This is a genomic window from Kosakonia sp. (genome assembly GCF_032052965.1).
In the GTDB taxonomy this organism is placed as follows: Bacteria; Pseudomonadota; Gammaproteobacteria; order Enterobacterales; family Enterobacteriaceae; genus Kosakonia.
In genome coordinates, this window is sequence record NZ_DAMBVN010000027.1 from 24,334 (window position 1) to 44,906 (window position 20,573).

The following is a 20,573-nucleotide window of genomic DNA, read 5'->3' on the forward strand; positions in this document are numbered from 1 at the left end:
CCCCCGGCTTTGGAAAACGGACAACGCTGTCCGGGTTTTGGCACAACGCCGGGGGAAACTGGGTTATCAGGAGGGCCAGCTGCTGATCAGCTCGCCGTGAACATAGAGCGCTTTCGGGCGCGTCACCAGCGCTGGCGGCAGCGGTTCAGGCAGTGTTTCGGCGTGCAGCACGCCATCCACTTCCTTCACCTGTGTGCGTTCCGTCAGTTGCAGCGTGAGCGTTAAATCCTGCGTGCTGTCGCTGTTGGTGGTCAGCGTCCAGCTAAAACTGGCCTGCTGCCCGGCCTCCACTGTCAAAATGTCAGGCTGGTTGTCGCGCAGCCACAGCATCACCGGCACGAAGATCGTATCGATATCGCCAGAAAAACCGCTGACGGCGACGTTCAGGCTGAACTGTTTTTCGAAAGAGAGCGAGTGGGCGAGGGTGGCAATGTTCCTGCCTTTATCCACCCACAGACGCAGCATCGCAGGGTTATCGCGCAGGGCCGGAACGGCGTCCGTCAGGGCTTTGCGCAGCGTATCGGGTTTTAGCATTTATCTCATCCTGGCAGTGTTTTACGGTTTCGACCTGCAAAGCGCACTGTTCCAGCGCGCGTTCAAGCCGTCGGATATCGGCGCTTAAATCGCCATTGGTCTTGGGATCACTTGCCGGCATCGGGCACAGACTGACCCGCGGGCAAGGGTTGTAAACAGTGACCGGCAGAGGCGCAGGCGGGGCGCTGGTGCACCCGGCGCACAGCATCAGGCAGCTCAGCGCTGTACCAGCGGCGAAACGCATCGTTTTCATTGATTAACCTCGTAATAGCCTGTTCGCGCTGTACTGCCTGCGCGCTGGCGGAGTCCAGTTGCTGGCGCAGCGCCACCTGCGCCTGTTCGTTACTGTCGGCCAGCTCGCGGGAGGCGGTAAGCTGTGCTTTCAGTTGCGCAATGGCGCTATTCTGCGCCTGGTTCAACTGGCGGGACTGCGCCAGCGACGTACGCAGCGCGTGGTTTTGCTGCATCAGCCATAGCAGGCCGCAAGCGCCCAGCAGCAGGGCAATCAACCCGGCTTTCACCTCGCCCCCTGCAGGCACAAGGCGCGTTCACGCTGACGGCGGTTTTCCAGCCCGCGGTTGCGAACGCCATCAATAAACACCCAGCGCGGCAGTTGATCGCAGGCCTGTTGCCACTGTTTTTTATTGAGAAAAAACGCCAGCGTTGAGCGGCAGGCGGCACCGGCTCCAACGTTAAACGCAAAGCTCACCACCGCGTCGTAGACCTGAGGCGGCATCGGCTCTGTTATGCAGTCCCCCAGCCGACGCTCAACGTGCAGCACGTCAGCGACCAGGTTAACCGCTGCCTCTTTTTCGGTGATATCGCGCTTTGGCGTGACGCCGGACGTATGACCAATGCCGGAGGTCCAGACACCGGCGCTGCACTGGTAAGGGCGTAGCCGGCAACCTTCGAGATCGGCAATCAGCGCCAGCCCTTGCTGGGAGGTATGCAGTAAACGAAAGTCCGGCACCAGTGCGGCCAGCGCCAGAACCACCGCCGCACTACAACGTTTAACGGGTAAGCCCATTGATCACCTCCTGGCTTGTGGCGCAGGATTTGAGAAACAGATAGCTCTTTCGACGGTAATACCAGTTCACCGCCACGGTTACGGCAACGCCCAGCGCGCCAAACCAGGCGGCGAAGTCTTGTGGCGTCATTGCGCCAAAAAACGTCAGCGCGACGCTGATCCAGTACGCCAGCGACGAGGTGACTTTCTCGATTGTCACGCCCATAAGTTCACCGTTTCGTTGACCGTGGCGACCGCCACTTCCGGCAGTTCAACATGCGTGCCATGGGGCAGGATCAACCCCAGTTCCGCCAGCCCTGGGTTTGCCAGAAGCACGGTTTCGAGTACGCCTTCCGTGCGGCCGTAATAGCGCAGACAAAGGATGTCGAGGGTGTCGCCCTGTTGTGTAATTACATTCATCGTGTTCGGATCTCTTGCGGTCTGGAGGGAGTGTTTTCAGCATTAAGTGTCGGGGGCGGGGCAGTTGGATGCCATCTGTCGAGGCTGGTTTGGCACTGGCACAACGTGAGGACGACATGGCTGTGCGTAAGCGCAGGCGAAAGAAAAGATGCAGGTTAAGACGCAAGAAGAGGCGCGGGAACAAGGCGGAAGAACGGCTGCAATACGGGCCGTAAAGCAGGCAAAGCCCAGCCAGAAACGCGGGCAAAGAAACAGGCGATGTGCTGGCAGACGAACAGGCAAAAAAACGGGCAGAAATCTGGCCAGAGGAACAGCCAGACATCAGGCAGTAAAGCGAGCAGCAGAGAGAAAAACAAAAGCGCGCCAGACTGAACGTCAGCGCGCAATGCAGCAGATAAGTCTGCCTGAGAAAGGCGGCAGCGGCTTATTCAGCGCGGTAAAAAACATCCTTTTCAACAACAGAGGGATATTCGCGGTTTGCAATGTTCGACACCATTGCAATGGCGATCTCCATCTCTTCTTTGCTACAGCGGTGAATAAGAGCCAGCTCAGTAATGAGTTTGACGCACGCCCAACTAAATTGTGAATTCTCTAAACGTTCAGACACGATGAATCCCCTCACGTAATCTTTACTGTATGTATGTACAGTATCATAAGATGAATGGTCATTGGAAGCGAAAAAAAATTCACTCATAACGTATGTTCCTGATTAAAAAAGTCATTGTTATATTTTGACGAAGGGTCAGGTCCTGTTTTTTTTGTGAGTTGTGCCGAACTTTTGTCAGGACGCTGACAGCGATTAGCTTGCCATTTCCGCTGCGGCGTACAGTTATTGACAGAACTCCAAGAGGGCGCAGGCGCGCCCTGAACGTCAAGGGCCGCACGCTTCGGCACAATCTTCCATTTTTTCAGCCGAGTGAGTACCGGCGAACCGGCGCCCACGGCGGTGTCATACACCCCCTGGATCGCAACGATGGTTTCGCCATACTGATTAAACATATTTTCCTCCTTGTAAAATGTGCGTACTTGCAGGTCATCGCGGCGTACAAACGGCCCGCCCTGCGCGTTGACATAACTCGCCCAGTCACCGGCATCGGCCGCGTCATGCACCTGCGCGAACTCCACGCTTAACCCACGGGCAGTTTCGCTGTCGGCCATGCGACGCAGTTCGCGGTACACCGTGACCGGCGCGCCGCCAATAAACTGGAACTGTCGGATACGCCAGCGCGCGGCCCATGCCGCAACGGCGCTGGCGGTCTCCTGCAACGGTGAACCGCTCTCGTGATCGGTTTCACCCTCCAGCGCATAACCGTCGATATTTTTGGCGATATACTTCGCCACATAGCCGGTTGCGCTGCCCCGTTGTGGATCTATCGTCTGTGCATCAAAGCGCGCTTTACTCGCTTTGTCACTATTAACCTCATGATTATCTTCTAGTTTTGCGTACTGACTCGTAATTTTACGTACGCGATCGACTTCCTGATGTTTAATAAAGAGAAGTAGATGCCAATGTGGAGTGCCATCGTGATGAGGTTCGGCGACGCGAATACCAAAAATGCGGATGTTTTCCCGGTGCAGTTTTGCGCGAATGCGCGCCCAGACAGAGGTTAAATACCCCTGCGTGTCGGACGGGTTGGCGCCGTTCCACTTCAGGTTGCGGTAGCCCGCGCGGGTGGTCGCGTGGTATTTCGACGGCGCGGTCAGCGTGTAAAACTCGCCCACATACCCCAGGTTATGGCAGAGGGTTTCGAAGCCGCGAATGCGCGTCATCAGCTCACTGCGGCGGATTGCCGGGTTCGCCACCGAGCCGTCGTGTTTGTCGATCAGACTGATGCGGTTGCCCTCTTCATCCTCCAGCTCCATGCCTTTGAGAAACTCGCGGTTGCGGCGTTTTTGCTCGCGCCAGGTGCTCACGCAATCCTGGCTGGCGTAGGGCTGTTTTTTCTTGCAGACGGTGCCCAGCGCAATGTGCAGATGCTCGCGCCACTGGGCAGCAACGCGGCGTAAACGCCCGCGCCACCACTGTTCACTGAACAGGCGGATCACCGCCGGGGCGAGATCGCCCGCGCTGACTAACTGGCGGTTTACCCGCTGCCAGTGCGGTGGCGTAACGTTGAATTGCAGGGCGATGATCCCCGCACGCTGGTACCAGCGGTGCAGGGTTTTCAGTTCGGCGTCCCCGGCGTTGTCAATATCTGCCAGTTCGCCACGTATAAAATGGGCGATATCTGCCGACAGCCGGTCAATCTGTTTTTTAGACATGTCGGGCAGGCGGTTGTAGCAGGCGAGTAAATTTACCAGCCGGCTGGCGAGATGACGCTGGATCGCGGTATCAAAGTGGCCGTTAAATACCGCTTTTGAGACGCGTGGGTGGATGCCGTTGACCTGGTAGCGCTGTGCGACCTTGTTAAGACGGGGCAGCGTGCGGGCCACAGTGTGTCGCAGCCAGGCGTTGGCGCGCGCCTCACCGTGGTGCTTTTCCAGGGCGTCTGCCGTGCGCATAACGGACTGGCGCACGCACTCGGGTTGCAGCGCCAGCGCATGACGCGCCTCAAGGAGCGCCGCAATTAACTGATTGCGGCGGTGGAGTTCGGCATGCGTGAGGTAGGGACTGGCAATCGCCGGGCGCGGCGCATTCCACGGAAAAGCCCACGAGATGGCCACTTAGCGCCTCCGGTAGTGTTTATCCTGCCGTTCGGCGCGGTGCTGGCAGGTCACGCAGCAGGTCACGCCGGGCAGCGCCATACGGCGGGCTTCGGGGATCGGGGCATCGCAGGTTTCGCAGGTCAGCCGCGAAGGGAGCAGCAGCCGGTTACGCGCCTGGCGAATAAACCGTTCGCGATCTTCCAGCTCGCGCTGTTGTACAAGATCCATTTCATCGGCCATCGGTAACGCTCCTGTGGGTGTGTTGCATGGGTTTCTCCTGATTTCAGGCAAAAGGGGGCCTGGCGGGTGAACGCCATGGCTTACGGGTTGGGGGCTAGCGCGGCAGGGTCAGGTGCCTTGGAAACAGGCTGACCACCACGCGGAAATGGTTCATTGCGGCAATAACGGCTTTTTTCTCCTCCAGCGTCAGGGCGTGCGGGCCAAGCGCCTGGCGCGCAGCGGGTACCCTGGCGAGAAAGAAAATGGCGGCCAGTGCGCGGCTGTTTTCTTCGTACTGCTCGTCGCGCTTATCACCTAAATCCTCGATAAAACGCGCCACCTCGGGCCAGTTATCGCCCCAGTGGCTGGCGCGCAGTTCGGCAATATGGTTCAGCCCGTTAAGCCGTGCTCCGGCGCTGAGCGGTACGCTGATACGGTCTGCTGTGATAGCCATACTCAGTCCTGTGGTTTTAAGCTTGCAAAAGCAAACTCAGCGAAGGGATGTACCGGCACGGTGGTCGATGTAGCGGCAGTCGATGGCCTGCTGCGTTAATTTGTCACGCCAGGCTTTCACATTGATCAGCGTGCGGCTGCGTTTTCCTGCATTCTGCGGGGTTGTACAGTCGCGGGTGGGGGCTTTGAGCAGTATGCCTTCGTCGAGCCATTGCCAGACCAGACGTTCGCTAATACCCCGCATGGCAGCGAAATCTTTTACTGTCATCGCATCGGACATCGCCGAGCGGATCAGCGTTTGCAGTGCCGGTAGCAGAGCAGACATCAGTTCATCCATCTGGCCATGGGTGAATTTTTCGGATTGCATTTGAGAGTCGGATAACGGATGCGGCGACGTTGATTTTGCATCTGACATATCGCATTATCTCCTGTGGTTTGAAATGTACTGCACTGGTGTGCATCCTGGTCGATGCATAGCAATATAAATCGCAAATGCGATTGTGTAAATCGCTTTTTTGAAGTTGGTATGCATGAGTGAAAACAAGATGAGTGTTCAGGATGTGATTGAGCGCATCGCCGCGTCCTATTCCGTCTCCAGCCAGAAGGCGCTCGCTGAAGCGCTGGATGTGCCGGCGAACAATATCAGTAGCTGGATCCAGCGTGAGAGCGTGCCGTATAAAGCGGTGGTCAAATGTGCGCTGGATACCGGGGCCGATCTGCACTGGCTGGTGGAAGGCGAATTCGCAAATGCAAAATTAACCGATAAGCCGGTGCCGAAAGGCAAGGCGCTGTATAACGAGATTTTATCGACCGGCGGGCGCCCTGTGTTGCGCCGGATCCTTGATGCATACGGTTTTCAGATGCAAAAAGAGTTGGGTGATTTGCTGGATATCTCTTCCGGAACCATCAGCACCTGGGTGCGGCGCGAGTTTTTCCCGGGGGATGTGGTGGTGACGTGTGCGCTGGATACCGGGGTGTCGCTGAACTGGCTGGCCACGGGCAAAGGGGAGATGTATCCCGCTGCGGTCCCGGCGGCGCAGAGTGAGTCGGTGCTGAGTATCCCCAAATATCGCCATGAGTCCGGCGAGCTGAAGGAGGCGGGGCTGTGGTCGCTGGATCGCAGCCTGGCGCCGTCGTCTGTCGACAGCCTGAATTTTATTGAGGGGCTGAATGCGGGCTGGCTGGTGGACAGGTCTGCGCAAAAAATCGGTAATGGTCGCTGGTTTATTCGCATTGATGATGTACTGGATGTGTTTGATGTGGTGCGCTTGCCGGGCGGCAAGGTGCGTCTTACTAATCATTCGGTGGATTTTGAATGCGGTGTGGCAGAGATTGAGCCGTTTGGCGTGGTGATTTTTACCCTGGAAAAACACGTTTAGGGCGGTCATGACGGTCAGCAAACAGAAAAACGGCAAGTGGCTGTGCGAGCTTTATCCGCAGGGGCGGGAGGGGCGGCGTATTCGCCGGCAGTTTCCGACCAAAGGCGAAGCCGAGGCGTTTGAGCGCTGGGCGAAGCAGGAGGCGCAGGAGAAACCCTGGCTTGGCGAAAAAGAGGACCGCCGGCGGTTGAGCGATCTGATTGCGCTGTGGTTTAAGCTGCATGGTCAGTCGCTGGCAGCGGGGAAATCGCGGCTGGCGAAGCTGGAGATTGTGTGTCGCGGGCTGGGTGATCCGCTGGCGACGGAGTTGACCGCAAAGCGGTGGGCGCATTATCGCGATCGCCGTTTGAGTGGTGAAATTGATAACGGTTATACGCTGGACCCGGCGAACTGGAAGGTGAAGCCGGTGACGGTGAACCGCGAGCAGCAGTATCTGAGTGCGGTGTTTAACGAGCTCACCCGGTTGGGGGAGTGGCAGTTGCCGAATCCCATTGAGGGGGTGCGTACGTTTCGCGAGAAAGAGCGGGAGATGACGTGGCTGACGCAGCCGCAAATCGCCACGCTGCTTGCGGCCTGTGAACGGTTCGGGAATGGCGATTTGACGCGGGTAGTGAAGATTTGTCTCGCCACTGGCGCACGCTGGCGCGAAGCAGAAAACCTCCAGCGCACGCAGCTTTCGGCGAATAAAATCACGTTTGTGAAAACCAAGGGCGGGAAGAACCGTACCGTACCGATCCCGCAGTGGTTGTACGATGAGCTTGCGCCTTTGCAGGGGCCGATGTTCCAGCCATGCTATGCGGCGTTCAGTAAAATGCTGGCGGCCACCGATATCGTGCTGGCCGAGGGGCAGAAAACGCATGTGCTCCGCCACACTTTTGCTGCGCATTTTATGACCAATGGCGGTAATATTCTGGTCCTGCAACGTATTCTCGGTCACGCCAACATCCGCGAGACGATGCGTTACGCCCACTTCGCCCCCGATCACCTTGAAGAAGCCGTCACCCTGAATCCACTCGCCGATTTCAATGGCGGCAGAATGGCGGCAGAAGTTGCATAACCCTGCAATCCACTGCACAAAGACAAGCGCAATGCGTTGCCATGCAACCACCCAGCCCCATGAACGACGCGTGAATGGAAAAGCGTCTTAACTACTTTTTGTCGTCTTCTCCGGGGGCGCTAACTGCTTTTCTTTTCGTGTGCATAAATAAATTAACCTTCTGGTGATGATTAATTTACAATGCCGCTTCTACCCGGAGGAGAAGTGGTGAAGAACGTTTTTCATCAATATGCAGTTAAACAGCAGGCCACCTGGCTGGCGCTGTTTGCGATCCTGTTGATCCTCATTGCCCCGCTGATTTCCGTCTCGCTGCAACACGATCCGATGAGTGCCATGCCGGGCATGCACCATCAGATGACAATGCCTGAGCACCATGAGATGGACCACCGACAAATGGCAAATCATGACATGCCGGTGCAGACCCTCCCGCTGGATCATGCTGAAGCCTGTGGCTACTGCGTCCTGCTGGCGCATGTTCCTGGATTCATCTTCTTTATTGCTTTGTTGCTGATCGGGCGTGTATTGCGCCAGCGCATTCCCCCTGTACGGCAGACAGCAAAACTCTGGCACTTTTTTCCCTGGCTTTATCCGGATACCCGCGCGCCGCCGTCTTTCTGCTTTTCCCACGCATAAAAACCTGTTCGTACGCCCTGGCGTAACGGCTACCTTTTACTATTTCTGAGGAAAAGTATGATGACCTCTACCCCGCGCGCAGCGTGGCTTAACGGGCTACGACGCCTGCATTTTTATATTGGTCTGTTCGTCGGACCGTTTATCTTTATCGCCGCCCTGACGGGGACCTTATATGTAGCGACGCCGCAACTTGAAAATGCGCTCTATCAACAGGCGCTTTACGGTGTTCAATCAGGCGAACGACAGCCGCTGGCGGCGCAGATCGCGGTTGCCCGGCAGATCACTGGAGGACAATTACGTCTGCATGCGGTGCGGCCTGGTCTGGCGGGCAATGAGACGACACGGGTGATGTTTGCCGACCCGCAACTGGGCGTGTCGGAAAACCGCGCTATTTTTATCGATCCGGTCACGTTACAGATCAAAGGGGATATGACTGTGTATGGCACCAGCGGCATCCTGCCGTTACGTCAGTGGATTGACTACCTTCATCGCTCGTTATTACTGGGTGACACCGGCCGTCTTTACAGCGAACTGGCCGCATCCTGGATGTGGGTAGCCGCGATCGGCGGCATTGCGCTGTGGTTTTTCACCCGTCCCAAACGGCGTATTAAAAATCGGGTACAGCGTCATCGACGCTGGCATGTCGCGCTCGGCTGGTGCCTGCTGGCGGGGATGTTGCTCTTTTCCGCGACCGGGCTCACCTGGTCGCAATGGGCTGGTGGCAACGTTGACCGACTGCGCGCCGCTTTTGGCTGGATGACGCCACAAGTCAATACGCAGCTTAGCGGTGCAGCAACGAACCCTGACCCCCATGCTGAACATCATATGCACCATGAAATGATGGCGATGCCGGAGATAAAGCCACAAGGCAGGCAGTTTGATGAAGTATTAAAAAGTGCGCAGCAGGCCGGGCTTTCCGCCAGTAAACTGGAGATCCGCCCGCCACGTCGCGTTGACCAGGCATGGACTGTCAGTGAAATCGATCGAAGTTGGCCTACCCAGGTCGATGCAGTTGCGATTGACGGCAATACCATGCGGGTTGTCGATCGTACGCATTTTGCTGATTTTCCATTGATGGCAAAACTGACACGCTGGGGCGTCGATTTACATATGGGGGTGCTGTTTGGCTTGCCGAATCAGCTGTTATTGATTGCGTTCGGCAGTGCATTGTGCGTCATGATCATTGTGGGTTACCGCTTGTGGTGGATCCGCCGCCCGGCAAGCGCAGCTGTAAACCCGGCGGCAACCTTGCTGCACTGCTGGTTGAGTTTAAGCCCGCTTGCTCGCGCGTTAACCTTTGCTGTCGCGCTGCTGTTAGGGTTAGCGATGCCTGTGATGGGAACCAGTCTTCTGCTGTTTATACTGATTGATACTGCGCGCTGGAAACGTCACAGCCGGCGTATGCAATGGACGTCGACGTAATCCCCGGTTGGCGCGGAACTCCGCGCCAGCTATTAACGCTGTAATTTTATCTTTACGGAGAGTGTCAATATAAATGCGCTTAAAATCGGCAGTGTAAAGTAATATGTACGAAAAGTGGATTGAAATCTTTACCTGTTGTGGTATGGTTACGTCATTCCCGGCCAGGGAGCACCTATCGCAAACGAGTTACACAGGATCGCCATCATGCAAAAAGACGCGCTGAACAACGTACATATCACCGACGAACAAGTCCTCATCACGCCGGATCAATTAAAAGCTGCATTTCCACTGACGGCTGACCAAGAAGCGCAAATTGCGCTATCTCGTCAGACTATTTCCAACATCATTGCCGGGCGCGATCCGCGTTTGCTGGTGGTCTGCGGGCCTTGCTCCATCCACGATCCTGAAGCAGCAATTGAATATGCCCGTCGATTTAAAGCGCTAGCCGCAGAGGTCAGCGATAGCCTCTACCTGGTGATGCGCGTCTATTTTGAAAAACCCCGTACCACGGTTGGCTGGAAGGGACTGATTAACGATCCGCACATGGATGGCTCGTTTGATGTAGAAGCCGGCCTGAAGATTGCTCGCCGGCTGCTGGTAGAGCTTGTCAGCATGGGGTTGCCGCTGGCGACCGAAGCCCTGGATCCCAACAGCCCGCAGTTCCTCGGCGACCTGTTCAGCTGGTCAGCCATTGGCGCGCGGACTACTGAATCCCAGACTCACCGCGAAATGGCGTCTGGCTTATCTATGCCAGTTGGCTTTAAAAATGGCACCGACGGCAGCCTGGCGACCGCCATCAACGCGATGCGCGCTGCCGCCATGCCGCACCGCTTTGTTGGCATTAACCAGGCAGGTCAGGTTTGCCTGCTGCAAACCCAGGGTAACCCGGACGGGCATGTGATCCTGCGTGGCGGCAAAGCGCCAAATTACAGCCCGGCGGATGTCGCGCAGTGTGAAAAAGAGATGTCTCAGGCGGGACTGACACCGTCGCTGATGGTAGATTGCAGTCATGGTAATTCCAATAAAGATTACCGTCGCCAGCCTGCCGTTGCCGAATCTGTCGTGGCACAGATCAAAGATGGCAACCGCTCGATTACCGGTCTGATGATTGAAAGCAACATCCATGAAGGCAATCAATCTTCTGAACAACCGCGTAGCGCAATGAAGTACGGCGTTTCTGTCACTGATGCGTGCATCAGTTGGGAAACAACAGAAGCGCTGCTGCGTGAGATCGATAAAGATCTGCGCAACAGTCTGGCGACGCGTTTTGCTTAAGAGGGTGTTATGGTTGCTGAACTGACCGCACTGCGCGATCAAATTGATGAAGTGGATAAGGCGCTGCTGGGGTTACTGGCGCGCCGCCTGGAGCTGGTGGCAGAAGTCGGTGAAGTCAAAAGTAAGTATGGCTTGCCGATTTATGTCCCGGAGCGCGAAGCGACGATGTTGGCTTCGCGGCGTAAAGAGGCGGAGTTACTCGGTGTGCCGCCCGATTTGATTGAAGATGTGTTGCGCCGCGTCATGCGGGAATCCTATTCAAGCGAAAACGACAAAGGGTTCAAAACGCTTTGTCCTGAGCTACGCCCGGTAGTGATCGTCGGCGGCGGGGGGCAAATGGGGCAGTTATTCGCCAAAATGCTCACGCTTTCCGGCTATCAGGTGCGCATTCTTGAAAAAGAAGATTGGGCGCAAGCAGAGGCGCTGGTTGCCGATGCAGGTATGGTAATAGTCAGTGTACCGATCCACATTACAGAACACGTGATCGCCAAACTGCCAACGCTGCCGGGCGACTGTATCCTGGTTGATCTTGCGTCGGTAAAAAGTGGCCCGTTACAGGCCATGCTTGCAGCGCATCAAGGGCCTGTGCTGGGGCTGCACCCCATGTTCGGCCCGGACAGCGGCAGTCTTGCCAAACAAGTCGTGGTCTGGTGCGACGGGCGTCAACCGGAAGCGTACCAGTGGTTTCTGGAGCAAATTCAGGTATGGGGCGCACGTTTGCACCGTATCAGCGCTGTAGAGCACGATCAGAATATGGCCTTTATTCAGGCGCTGCGGCATTTCGCCACGTTTGCCTATGGGCTGCATCTGGCGGAGGAAAATGTTCAACTTGAGCAGTTGCTGGCGCTCTCATCGCCGATCTACCGTCTCGAACTGGCCATGGTTGGGCGTCTTTTCGCGCAGGATCCACAGCTTTACGCCGACATTATCATGTCTTCGTCCAGTAACCTGGCGTTGATTAAACGCTACTATCAACGCTTTGGCGAGGCGATTGGCCTGCTGGAGCAGGGCGATAAACAGGCATTTATCGACAGCTTCCGCAAAGTGGAGCACTGGTTTGGCGATTATGCCCAGCGCTTCCAGAGCGAAAGTCGTATTCTGCTACGCCAGGCGAACGACAGCCGCCAGTAATCTGAAAGCCGTTTATACTGAAAAGCCAGTGGGGTACCGCTGGCTTTTTTCTTTATAAAGGATGCGCAATGGCAAAGCTGCAAACATTGTTTGACTACACTGGCCACTTACCGGAATGTCCTACCTGGAGCGCAACGGAAAACGCGCTTTACTGGGCTGATATTCTAGAAGGTGAGATCCATCGCTATCATCTGCCAACAGGGGAACATTCCATCCTCTCATTTCCGGAAGAGGTCGGGTGCTTTGCCTTGCGAGAGAAAGGCGGCTTTATTGTCGCGCTGCGCTATGCCATCTGGCTGACGGACAAGCGCGGCCTGCTGCGGCAAAAAGTGTGCGACAACCCATCAAATCCCCAACTGGCGCGCTTTAATGATGGCGGCACCGATCATCAGGGGCGTTTTTATGCCGGGACATTCTGGGGGCCAGGCGATTACAACGGCGCATTGTTGCTGCGCATTGATAATGATTTAACGCCAAAAGTGGTGCAGTGCGATATTCATGGCGCGAATGGGCTTGCGTTTAGCCCGGATAAACAATGGATGTTCACCTCTGATACCCCGAACGGCATTATTTACCGCACGCCGCTGGACGAGCAGGGGGAACCGGGCAAGCGTGAACTCTTCCGTCAATTTAAGGCAGGTGAAGGCATTCCGGACGGGGCTGCTTTTGATGTTGAGGGCTGTTACTGGACTGCAATGTTTGATGGCTGGCGTATCGCCCGTTTTTCCCCGCAGGGAAAACAACTGGAAGAGTATGTGTTGCCGGTACGCTGCCCGACAATGGTCTGCTTTGGCGGTGACGACATGAAAACGTTGTTTATTACTACCACCCGGGAAAATATGGATACCGAAGAAGTGGCGCAATATCCGCTTTCCGGCGCGATCTTCACCCTGCCTGTTGCGGTGGCAGGAATGAAGAAATCGCTGTTCATAGAGCGTTAAGCTGGCCCGACCGGGACAACGTTCTCGCTCGGGTAACAGCCGAGAACTTTCAGGTAGCGTGTGATATCGGTCAGCTCGCGCAGGGCTTTTTGCATCTCTTCAGATTGAAGATTGGCCTGCACATCCAGATAAAACATCTCTTCCCACGGGTTACCGTTAATCGGGCGGGACTCCAGTTTCGTCATGATCACATTGTGCTTACGTAGCACCAGTAATGCCTCAACGAGTGCGCCAGCCTGCTGGCCGGTTGCCATCAGCAGCGTGGTTTTTGCCGGCACTTGCTCAGACACATCAATCGCTTTGCGGGCCAGTACGACAAAACGGGTGATATTCTGCGTCTGGTTGGCCAGATTACGCTCCAGCACCTGCAATCCATACAGCGCCCCCCCGGCTTCATTACCCAGCGCCGCGACATCAGGGGAGTTAGCCTGAGCGACTTTTTCCATCGCTGCGGAGGTGCTTTCGCAATATTCAATTTTCCAGTGTGGGTAGCGATTCAGGAACTGGCTGCACTGCTGGAAGGGCTGCGGATGGCTATACACCGTTTTGATTTTCTCCAGATCGGTCGAACCCGAAACCAGCACGCAATGGTCGATTGGCACCGTCAGTTCTCCGACAATCGACAGGCTGGTGTGCTGCAGCAAATCGTAAACGTCATTAATAGCCCCGGAGCTGGTGTTTTCCAGCGGTACGACGGCGTAATCCGCCTGGCCGGTTTCGACCTGATTAAAAATATCGCTGAACTTCAGGCAGCCGCTCTCAATAAACTCTTCAAAATGCCGTGCAGCATACTGACGAGCCGCCAGATGCGAGTAAGAGCCTTTGGGGCCGAGAAAGGCGATGCGTGCGGAGTGAGGATTGATTTTATTGAGATGCTGCTGCAGCAGGGCTTGTTGTGTCAGGACGGAATCTTCAATGATCAGCTGGAAGAGCCGGGTGATGTAGTGCGCGTCGAGATGCTGTGCTTTACCGAGCTGAATCAACCGCTCTAACAAATCGCGTTCACGATCGATATCGCGCACCGGGCGGTGAGACTTAAGTTTGGCTTTACCGACTTCCACAGAGAGTAGCCGTCGCTCTGCCAGAAGCGTCAGTAACTGTTCATCCAGCGTGCTGATTTTCACGCGTAAATCCAGTAAGGGGTTTTCAGCCGTCATGTTGTTGCCTTTAATTGTTATCAATAAAAAAGGCCTCCCGGTGTGGGAGGCCTTATTGTTCGTCTTCGCATTCTTTATCACAAAACGAATCGCCTCCCGGGGTTGGGGAAGGTAAAAAAGAATGCGAAGAAAAACGGAACACGTTTCATGCAATTTTCCTGTGGGCGACCAAAGTACAGTACCTGCACTGTTTTCTTTCTGTCAATAAAAAACGCGCCCGTAGGCGCGTTGGACATGGACTCAATGTAGAGATTACTCTTCTTCTTCCACGAAGCTTGGGTCTTTCACCGAGGTTGCGGCGCGACGAGCTTCGCCTTTGTGCTGCACTTTATTGAGCTGCCGTTCCAGCTTGTTAATCAAATCGTTAATGGCGGTATACATATCTTCGTGTTTCGCGCTGGCGACCAGATGCCCGTTAGGCGTGTTAATTGTCGCATCGGCGATAAAGCCCTGGGGCTCTTTAGACAGAATGATATGAGGGTTAATCAGGTGAGTTTGCCATTTATCAAGTTTGGCGAGACGGTCTGCGACATGCTGGCGAATTGCCGGCGTAATTTCCATTTGTTTACTGGTAATGTTCATTGTCATAAATTTTACCTCTCGTCTTTCCGTCTTGGTGATTTCAGCATACCGCGGTGAATGTCAAATTGTGTGATTTGAATCACATTATTTTGTCACTTTTTGTCAAAGGAAAGGTTTTGTGAGGCAGGACAGGAAGAGAGCAAATATACCTTGTCGAAGTCTGAAATAGTCGTCATAGTTGATAGGATGGCTTGAGGCTAAACCGCTTCAGCCATCCGTGAATCCGAATAAAAAAACGGCAGCCCGAAGGCTGCCGTTTTGCATTTCGGGTGCCGAAGATTAACTGTTGCCACCGTTTGCAGCGATGATTTTGGCAACTTTGTCGGCTTGCGCGTTCATCTGCATTTCACGGTATGCGTTTTCCATTAATGGCAGCGCATCGTGGGTTGCTTTTGTATCCGGGAAATCACGCAGCATGCCTTCTACGCGGTTGACGACCGCCACCCAGGCTCCACGCGCCGTGTAATACTCCGCCACGGAGTACTCATATTTCGCCAGGCGATCTTTGAGGAACACCAGACGTTTGGTCGCATCCGACACGTACTGGCTGTGCGGGTAGCCGCGTACCAGTTTGGAAAAGTCGTTGAATGCATCGCGCGCATGTTGCGGGTCGCGATCGCTACGATCTACACCGAAGAAGCCCTGCAATGCACTGTCATCCAACGCCATGTTGGTCAGGCCGCGCATATACATGACGTAATCGATATTCGGATGTGTCGGATTCAGGCGAATGAAACGGTCAATCGCCGCCTGAGCCAGCGGAAGATCAGCGTTTTTGTAATAAGCGTAAATCAGATCCAGTTGCACTTGCTGAGAATAAGGACCAAACGGATAACGATTATCCAGTGCTTCCAGTTGCGTTATTGCCGCCTTCCAGTTACCGTCTTGCAGTTTTTGCTGGGCAGTCGCATAGATTTCATTTGGTGGATTATCAGGCACCACTTCCTTTGAACCGGAGCAACCCGCCAAAGCCAGACTCAACGTGGCGGCTGCCACCAGATATTTCATGCGCGTCATGACGTTTAGACTTTCCTCAGAATGTTATTGCGGGAGATTCTTTGTTCCTGCTCCCGACTAAGACCAGCTACAATAGCACACTATATTAAACGGCGAAGCCGTAAAACCCAACGTTAACGAAGAAGCTGTATATGGCACAACGAGTACAACTCACCGCAACGGTATCCGAGAATCAACTCGGTCAACGCTTAGATCAGGCTTTGGCCGAATTGTTCCCTGATTATTCACGTTCGCGCATAAAAGAATGGATCCTCGATCGGCGAGTGCTGCTAAATGGCAGCGTCAGCGATAAGCCGAAAGAGAAAGTGTTGGGTGGAGAAAGCATCACTATCGATGCTGAAATCGAAGAAGAAGCCCGTTTTGAACCACAAGATATCCCGCTGAATATTGTTTATGAAGATGACGACATTATCGTTATCAATAAGCCGCGCGACCTGGTTGTGCATCCGGGCGCGGGAAATCCTGACGGTACGGTGCTTAACGCGCTTCTTCATTATTATCCGCCTATCGTGGATGTTCCGCGTGCTGGCATTGTGCACCGTCTGGATAAAGATACCACCGGCCTGATGGTGGTCGCAAAAACGGTTCCGGCGCAGACGCGTCTGGTGGAGTCCTTGCAGCTGCGTGAAATCACACGCGAATATGAAGCCGTGGCTATCGGTCATATGACTGCGGGCGGTACGGTTGAAGAGCCGATCAGTCGTCATCCGACCAAACGTACTCACATGTCTGTCCATCCGATGGGTAAACCGGCGGTTACGCATTACCGCATTATGGAACACTTCCGCGTGCATACTCGCCTGCGTTTACGCCTCGAAACCGGGCGTACTCACCAGATCCGTGTGCATATGTCGCATATTACGCATCCGTTGGTTGGCGATCAGTTGTACGGTGGCCGCCCGCGCCCGCCAAAAGGCGCATCGGAAGAGTTTATTGATGCACTACGCAAGTTTGATCGTCAGGCCCTGCACGCCACCATGTTGCGTCTCTACCACCCGATCAGCGGCATTGAGATGGAATGGCATGCGCCCATCCCACAGGATATGGTCGATCTGATTGCTGCAATGCGTGCTGATTACGAATTGCATAAAGACGATATAGCCTGGTTATGACCAAACTGATCTTCCCGCAGTGGCCGCAGCCGCAAGGAGTGGCGTCCTGTAGTTCGACACGGACAGGCGGCATTAGCTTATCGCCTTACGACTCCCTCAACCTGGGGGCGCATTGTGGCGATGAGCTGGCGCATGTAGAAGAAAACCGCAGGCGCCTGTTTGCTGCGGGTGGTTTGCCAACGAAGCCCGTATGGCTGGAGCAGGTGCACGGTACCGATGTGCTGAAACTCAGCGTTGAACCGTATGCGACGAAACGGGCTGATGCTTCATACAGTAATACGCCGGGTACTGTTTGTGCGGTCATGACTGCTGACTGCCTGCCGGTGCTGTTCTGTAATCGCCAGGGCACCGAAGTCGCCGCAGCGCATGCGGGGTGGCGTGGCTTATGTGCAGGGGTCCTTGAAGAGACGGTTGCTTGTTTTGCCGATAATCCTGAAAACCTTATGGCGTGGTTGGGGCCAGCTATTGGGCCCCAGGCCTTTGAGGTTGGCCCGGAAGTGCGGGAAGCCTTTATGGCTCATGATCCCCAGGCCGATTCGGCATTTCGCCCGGTTGGCGAGAAGTATTTTGCCAATATTTACCAACTTGCACGACAGCGCCTGGCGAAGGTTGGGGTCGGGCAGGTGTACGGCGGCGATCGCTGCACCTATACGCAGGCAGATGATTTTTTCTCATATCGGCGGGACAAGATCACCGGGCGTATGGCAAGTTTCATTTGGCTGATATAACCTAAAGAATCAAGACGATCCAGCACGCGTAGGTTTTCTTTCGCATAATTCAGGTCATTCACCTTGAATAATTGAGGGATGACCTCATTTAATCTCCAGTAGCAATTTTGACCTGTTATGGGAGGAGTTATGCGTCTGGATCGTCTTACTAATAAATTCCAGCTTGCTCTTGCCGATGCCCAGTCACTCGCACTGGGGCAAGACAACCAGTTTATCGAACCTCTTCATTTAATGAGCGCCTTGCTGAATCAGGAAGGGGGCTCGATTCAACCTTTATTAACCTCCGCCGGCGTTAACGCTGGTCAGCTACGCACAGCCATTGAACAGGCGTTGAGCCGTTTACCGCAAGTGGAAGGTACGGGCGGTGATGTGCAGCCTTCTCAGGACCTGGTGCGGGTGCTTAATCTTTGCGACAAGCTGGCACAAAAGCGGGGCGACAATTTTATTTCGTCAGAACTCTTTGTTCTGGCAGCGCTGGAATCACGCGGCACGCTGACCGATTTGTTGAAATCGGCTGGCGCGACAACCGCCAACGTGACCCAGGCTATCGATCATATGCGTGGGGGAGAAAACGTGAACGATCAAGGGGCCGAAGACCAACGTCAGGCCTTGAAAAAATTCACCGTTGATCTGACCGAGCGCGCCGAACAGGGCAAGCTCGATCCGGTCATCGGCCGTGATGATGAGATCCGCCGTACTATTCAGGTTTTGCAGCGCCGAACCAAAAATAACCCGGTATTAATTGGTGAGCCGGGTGTAGGTAAAACCGCCATTGTTGAAGGACTGGCGCAACGTATTGTGAACGGTGAAGTACCGGAAGGGCTGAAGGGCCGTCGTGTCCTGTCACTGGACATGGGGGCGCTGGTGGCCGGGGCTAAGTACCGCGGCGAGTTTGAAGAGCGCTTAAAAGGTGTGCTGAATGATCTGGCGAAACAGGAGGGCAATGTCATCCTGTTTATCGACGAATTGCATACCATGGTAGGGGCTGGTAAAGCCGATGGCGCGATGGATGCCGGCAATATGCTGAAACCTGCGCTGGCGCGTGGCGAACTGCATTGCGTGGGAGCGACGACGCTGGATGAGTACCGTCAATATATTGAAAAAGATGCTGCGCTTGAACGGCGTTTCCAGAAAGTGCTGGTTGCTGAACCAACGGTAGAAGACACCATTGCTATTTTGCGTGGTTTGAAAGAGCGCTATGAATTGCACCATCATGTGCAGATCACTGACCCGGCAATCGTGGCGGCAGCAACGCTCTCGCACCGGTATATTGCCGATCGTCAACTACCTGATAAAGCCATCGACCTGATTGATGAAGCCGCGTCCAGCATCCGGATGCAAATTGACTCGAAACCGGAAGAGCTGGATCGTCTCGACCGCCGCATCATTCAGCTCAAGCTGGAACAGCGGGCGCTGATGAAAGAGTCAGATGAAGCCAGTATCAAACGGCTCGAAATGTTGAATGAAGAACTGGAAGATAAAGAGCGCCAGTATTCGACTTTAGAAGAAGAGTGGAAAGCGGAGAAAGCCTCTCTCTCCGGCACCCAGACCATTAAATCGGAACTGGAACAGGCGAAAATCGCTATGGAACAGGCGCGGCGTAATGGCGATCTGGGGCGGATGTCTGAGTTGCAATACGGGAAGATCCCTGAGCTGGAAAAACAACTCGCCGCCGCCACACAGTCGGAAGGCAAAACCATGCGCCTGCTGCGTAACCGCGTTACGGACGTGGAGATTGCCGATGTGCTGGCGCGCTGGACCGGTATCCCGGTAGCGCGAATGATGGAAGGCGAGCGCGAAAAATTGCTGCGTATGGAGCATGATTTGCATCATCGCGTCATTGGTCAGGATGAAGCAGTCGATGCGGTTTCCAATGCGATCCGCCGTAGCCGCGCCGGATTGTCAGATCCGAATCGCCCAATCGGTTCTTTCCTGTTCCTGGGGCCAACCGGGGTCGGTAAGACGGAGCTGTGTAAATCGCTGGCGAACTTTATGTTTGATAGCGACGATGCAATGGTACGTATCGACATGTCCGAGTTTATGGAAAAACATTCTGTTTCGCGGCTGGTGGGGGCACCTCCGGGATATGTCGGCTATGAAGAAGGCGGTTATCTGACTGAAGCGGTTCGTCGCCGTCCTTATTCCGTCATCCTGTTAGATGAAGTGGAAAAAGCGCATCCGGATGTGTTTAACATTCTGTTGCAGGTGCTGGATGATGGTCGTCTGACGGATGGGCAGGGCAGGACGGTCGACTTCCGTAATACGGTGGTCATTATGACTTCCAACCTGGGCTCGGATCTGATTCAGGAACGTTTTGGCGATCTGGATTACAGCCATATGAAAGAGTTGGTGCTGGGGGTAGTCAGCCAGAACTTCCGTCCGGAATTCGTTAACCGTATTGATGAAGTTGTGGTTTTCCACCCTCTGGCTGAAAAACACATTGCTTCTATTGCACAGATCCAACTGCAGCGTTTGTACAAACGTCTGGAAGAGCGTGGCTACTCGGTGACAATCTCCGACGAGGCATTAAAGCTGCTTAGTGAGAACGGTTACGATCCCGTGTATGGTGCTCGGCCACTCAAACGTGCTATCCAACAGCAAATTGAAAACCCGCTGGCGCAGCAAATCCTTTCCGGCGAGCTGGTACCGGGCAAAACGGTCCAGCTGGTGGTGAAAGATGAGCGAATAGTTGCGGTGCAGTAAGTCACAAAGAGAAGAAAACGGGCCCTTCGGGGCTCGTTTTGTTTAAAAACCAGGCAGGAATTTGCTTTTTGACGGTGTTTTGCCTGGAAAGTGAGCGAACGGTAACTTTTTTCAAATTAAGGGTTGTCAGCCGGAATTAACTCCCTATAATGCGCCTC

At 54.7% G+C, this 20,573-nt stretch carries 25 protein-coding genes and 1 other annotated feature; of the genes, 10 read left to right on the forward strand and 15 right to left on the reverse strand.

The window, feature by feature from the left end; translation table 11 throughout:
- Positions 1-66: 66 nt before the first annotated feature.
- From RTX30_RS21520 to RTX30_RS21570, 11 genes are all read right to left on the reverse strand, one after another.
- Complete coding sequence (locus RTX30_RS21520; RefSeq protein ID WP_312692686.1) at positions 67-534, reverse strand: phage tail protein; 468 nt, start codon at positions 532-534, stop codon at positions 67-69.
- The gene (lysC, locus tag RTX30_RS21525; RefSeq protein WP_312692688.1) at positions 473-742 is read right to left on the reverse strand and encodes an Rz1-like lysis system protein LysC; all 270 of its coding nucleotides are present in this window, start codon (positions 740-742) and stop codon (positions 473-475) included. Before lysC ends, RTX30_RS21520 begins: the two co-directional genes overlap by 62 nt.
- Positions 642-1,055, reverse strand: a complete 414-nt coding sequence (gene lysB / locus RTX30_RS21530; protein WP_312692690.1) for an Rz-like lysis system protein LysB — start codon at positions 1,053-1,055, stop codon at positions 642-644. The genes lysC and lysB overlap by 101 nt, the downstream gene beginning before the upstream one ends.
- Positions 1,052-1,561, reverse strand: a complete 510-nt coding sequence (locus RTX30_RS21535) for a lysozyme (protein ID WP_312692692.1) — start codon at positions 1,559-1,561, stop codon at positions 1,052-1,054. Before RTX30_RS21535 ends, lysB begins: the two co-directional genes overlap by 4 nt.
- Positions 1,545-1,766, reverse strand: coding sequence for a phage holin family protein (locus RTX30_RS21540; RefSeq protein WP_263099727.1), 222 nt, complete (start codon positions 1,764-1,766; stop codon positions 1,545-1,547). The genes RTX30_RS21535 and RTX30_RS21540 overlap by 17 nt, the downstream gene beginning before the upstream one ends.
- Complete coding sequence (locus tag RTX30_RS21545; protein ID WP_312692697.1) at positions 1,757-1,960, reverse strand: tail protein X; 204 nt, start codon at positions 1,958-1,960, stop codon at positions 1,757-1,759. Before RTX30_RS21545 ends, RTX30_RS21540 begins: the two co-directional genes overlap by 10 nt.
- A 424-nt stretch (positions 1,961-2,384) precedes the next feature.
- Positions 2,385-2,567 carry a hypothetical protein gene (locus RTX30_RS21550; RefSeq protein ID WP_312692699.1) on the reverse strand — a complete coding sequence of 61 codons (183 nt, stop codon included), beginning with the start codon at positions 2,565-2,567 and terminating at the stop codon, positions 2,385-2,387.
- Positions 2,568-2,650: 83 nt separating this feature from the next.
- Positions 2,651-4,624: a replication endonuclease gene (locus RTX30_RS21555; RefSeq protein WP_312692701.1), complete on the reverse strand. Its 1,974-nt coding sequence runs from the start codon at positions 4,622-4,624 to the stop codon at positions 2,651-2,653.
- Complete coding sequence (locus tag RTX30_RS21560) at positions 4,625-4,846, reverse strand: TraR/DksA C4-type zinc finger protein (RefSeq protein WP_312692703.1); 222 nt, start codon at positions 4,844-4,846, stop codon at positions 4,625-4,627.
- Positions 4,847-4,940: 94 nt separating this feature from the next.
- On the reverse strand, positions 4,941-5,279 hold the full coding sequence (locus RTX30_RS21565; protein ID WP_312692705.1) for a DUF5347 family protein: 339 nt from the start codon (positions 5,277-5,279) through the stop codon (positions 4,941-4,943).
- Between the two features lie 36 nt (positions 5,280-5,315).
- On the reverse strand, positions 5,316-5,693 hold the full coding sequence (locus RTX30_RS21570) for a Cro/Cl family transcriptional regulator (protein WP_312692707.1): 378 nt from the start codon (positions 5,691-5,693) through the stop codon (positions 5,316-5,318).
- A 115-nt stretch (positions 5,694-5,808) separates the two neighbouring features.
- Between RTX30_RS21570 and RTX30_RS21575 the strand changes: the two genes are divergently transcribed.
- From RTX30_RS21575 to RTX30_RS21605, 7 genes are all read left to right on the forward strand, one after another.
- A complete protein-coding gene (locus RTX30_RS21575; RefSeq protein WP_312692709.1) occupies positions 5,809-6,657 on the forward strand; it encodes a helix-turn-helix domain-containing protein in 849 nt (282 codons plus the stop codon).
- A 7-nt stretch (positions 6,658-6,664) separates the two neighbouring features.
- Complete coding sequence (locus RTX30_RS21580) at positions 6,665-7,714, forward strand: site-specific integrase (RefSeq protein ID WP_312692711.1); 1,050 nt, start codon at positions 6,665-6,667, stop codon at positions 7,712-7,714.
- A gap of 204 nt (positions 7,715-7,918) precedes the next feature.
- On the forward strand, positions 7,919-8,347 hold the full coding sequence (locus tag RTX30_RS21585) for a DUF2946 domain-containing protein (RefSeq protein WP_409429840.1): 429 nt from the start codon (positions 7,919-7,921) through the stop codon (positions 8,345-8,347).
- A 57-nt stretch (positions 8,348-8,404) separates the two neighbouring features.
- Entirely contained in the window at positions 8,405-9,769 is a 1,365-nt protein-coding gene (locus tag RTX30_RS21590; RefSeq protein ID WP_312692715.1) for a PepSY-associated TM helix domain-containing protein, read from the forward strand.
- Positions 9,770-9,973: 204 nt separating this feature from the next.
- Positions 9,974-11,044, forward strand: a complete 1,071-nt coding sequence (aroF, locus tag RTX30_RS21595) for a 3-deoxy-7-phosphoheptulonate synthase AroF (protein ID WP_312692717.1) — start codon at positions 9,974-9,976, stop codon at positions 11,042-11,044.
- A gap of 9 nt (positions 11,045-11,053) precedes the next feature.
- A complete protein-coding gene (gene tyrA, locus RTX30_RS21600; protein ID WP_312692719.1) occupies positions 11,054-12,175 on the forward strand; it encodes a bifunctional chorismate mutase/prephenate dehydrogenase in 1,122 nt (373 codons plus the stop codon).
- A 68-nt stretch (positions 12,176-12,243) separates the two neighbouring features.
- Positions 12,244-13,116 (forward strand): SMP-30/gluconolactonase/LRE family protein, encoded by an 873-nt coding sequence (locus RTX30_RS21605; protein ID WP_312692721.1) that lies wholly within the window; start codon positions 12,244-12,246, stop codon positions 13,114-13,116.
- Here the strand turns inward: RTX30_RS21605 and pheA are convergent.
- The 4 genes from pheA to bamD all read right to left on the reverse strand — a co-directional run bounded on the left by pheA (position 13,113) and on the right by bamD (position 15,872).
- Positions 13,113-14,273 (reverse strand): bifunctional chorismate mutase/prephenate dehydratase, encoded by a 1,161-nt coding sequence (gene pheA, locus RTX30_RS21610; protein WP_312692723.1) that lies wholly within the window; start codon positions 14,271-14,273, stop codon positions 13,113-13,115. The two genes, RTX30_RS21605 and pheA, sit on opposite strands and share 4 nt — an antisense overlap.
- Before the next feature lie 23 nt (positions 14,274-14,296).
- Positions 14,297-14,423 (reverse strand) — a sequence feature (Phe leader region).
- The gene (pheL, locus tag RTX30_RS21615; protein WP_312692741.1) at positions 14,351-14,422 is read right to left on the reverse strand and encodes a pheA operon leader peptide PheL; all 72 of its coding nucleotides are present in this window, start codon (positions 14,420-14,422) and stop codon (positions 14,351-14,353) included. (Overlaps the previous feature by 72 nt.)
- A 102-nt stretch (positions 14,424-14,525) precedes the next feature.
- The gene (gene raiA / locus RTX30_RS21620; protein WP_061493621.1) at positions 14,526-14,861 is read right to left on the reverse strand and encodes a ribosome-associated translation inhibitor RaiA; all 336 of its coding nucleotides are present in this window, start codon (positions 14,859-14,861) and stop codon (positions 14,526-14,528) included.
- Between the two features lie 273 nt (positions 14,862-15,134).
- Positions 15,135-15,872, reverse strand: a complete 738-nt coding sequence (gene bamD, locus RTX30_RS21625; protein ID WP_312692728.1) for an outer membrane protein assembly factor BamD — start codon at positions 15,870-15,872, stop codon at positions 15,135-15,137.
- A 131-nt stretch (positions 15,873-16,003) separates the two neighbouring features.
- Between bamD and rluD the strand changes: the two genes are divergently transcribed.
- The 3 genes from rluD to clpB all read left to right on the forward strand — a co-directional run bounded on the left by rluD (position 16,004) and on the right by clpB (position 20,415).
- On the forward strand, positions 16,004-16,984 hold the full coding sequence (gene rluD / locus RTX30_RS21630; protein ID WP_312692730.1) for a 23S rRNA pseudouridine(1911/1915/1917) synthase RluD: 981 nt from the start codon (positions 16,004-16,006) through the stop codon (positions 16,982-16,984).
- Positions 16,981-17,712 carry a purine nucleoside phosphorylase YfiH gene (gene yfiH, locus RTX30_RS21635; protein ID WP_312692732.1) on the forward strand — a complete coding sequence of 244 codons (732 nt, stop codon included), beginning with the start codon at positions 16,981-16,983 and terminating at the stop codon, positions 17,710-17,712. The genes rluD and yfiH overlap by 4 nt, the downstream gene beginning before the upstream one ends.
- A gap of 129 nt (positions 17,713-17,841) precedes the next feature.
- Positions 17,842-20,415, forward strand: a complete 2,574-nt coding sequence (clpB, locus tag RTX30_RS21640) for an ATP-dependent chaperone ClpB (RefSeq protein ID WP_312692733.1) — start codon at positions 17,842-17,844, stop codon at positions 20,413-20,415.
- The last annotated feature ends 158 nt before the right edge of the window (positions 20,416-20,573 follow it).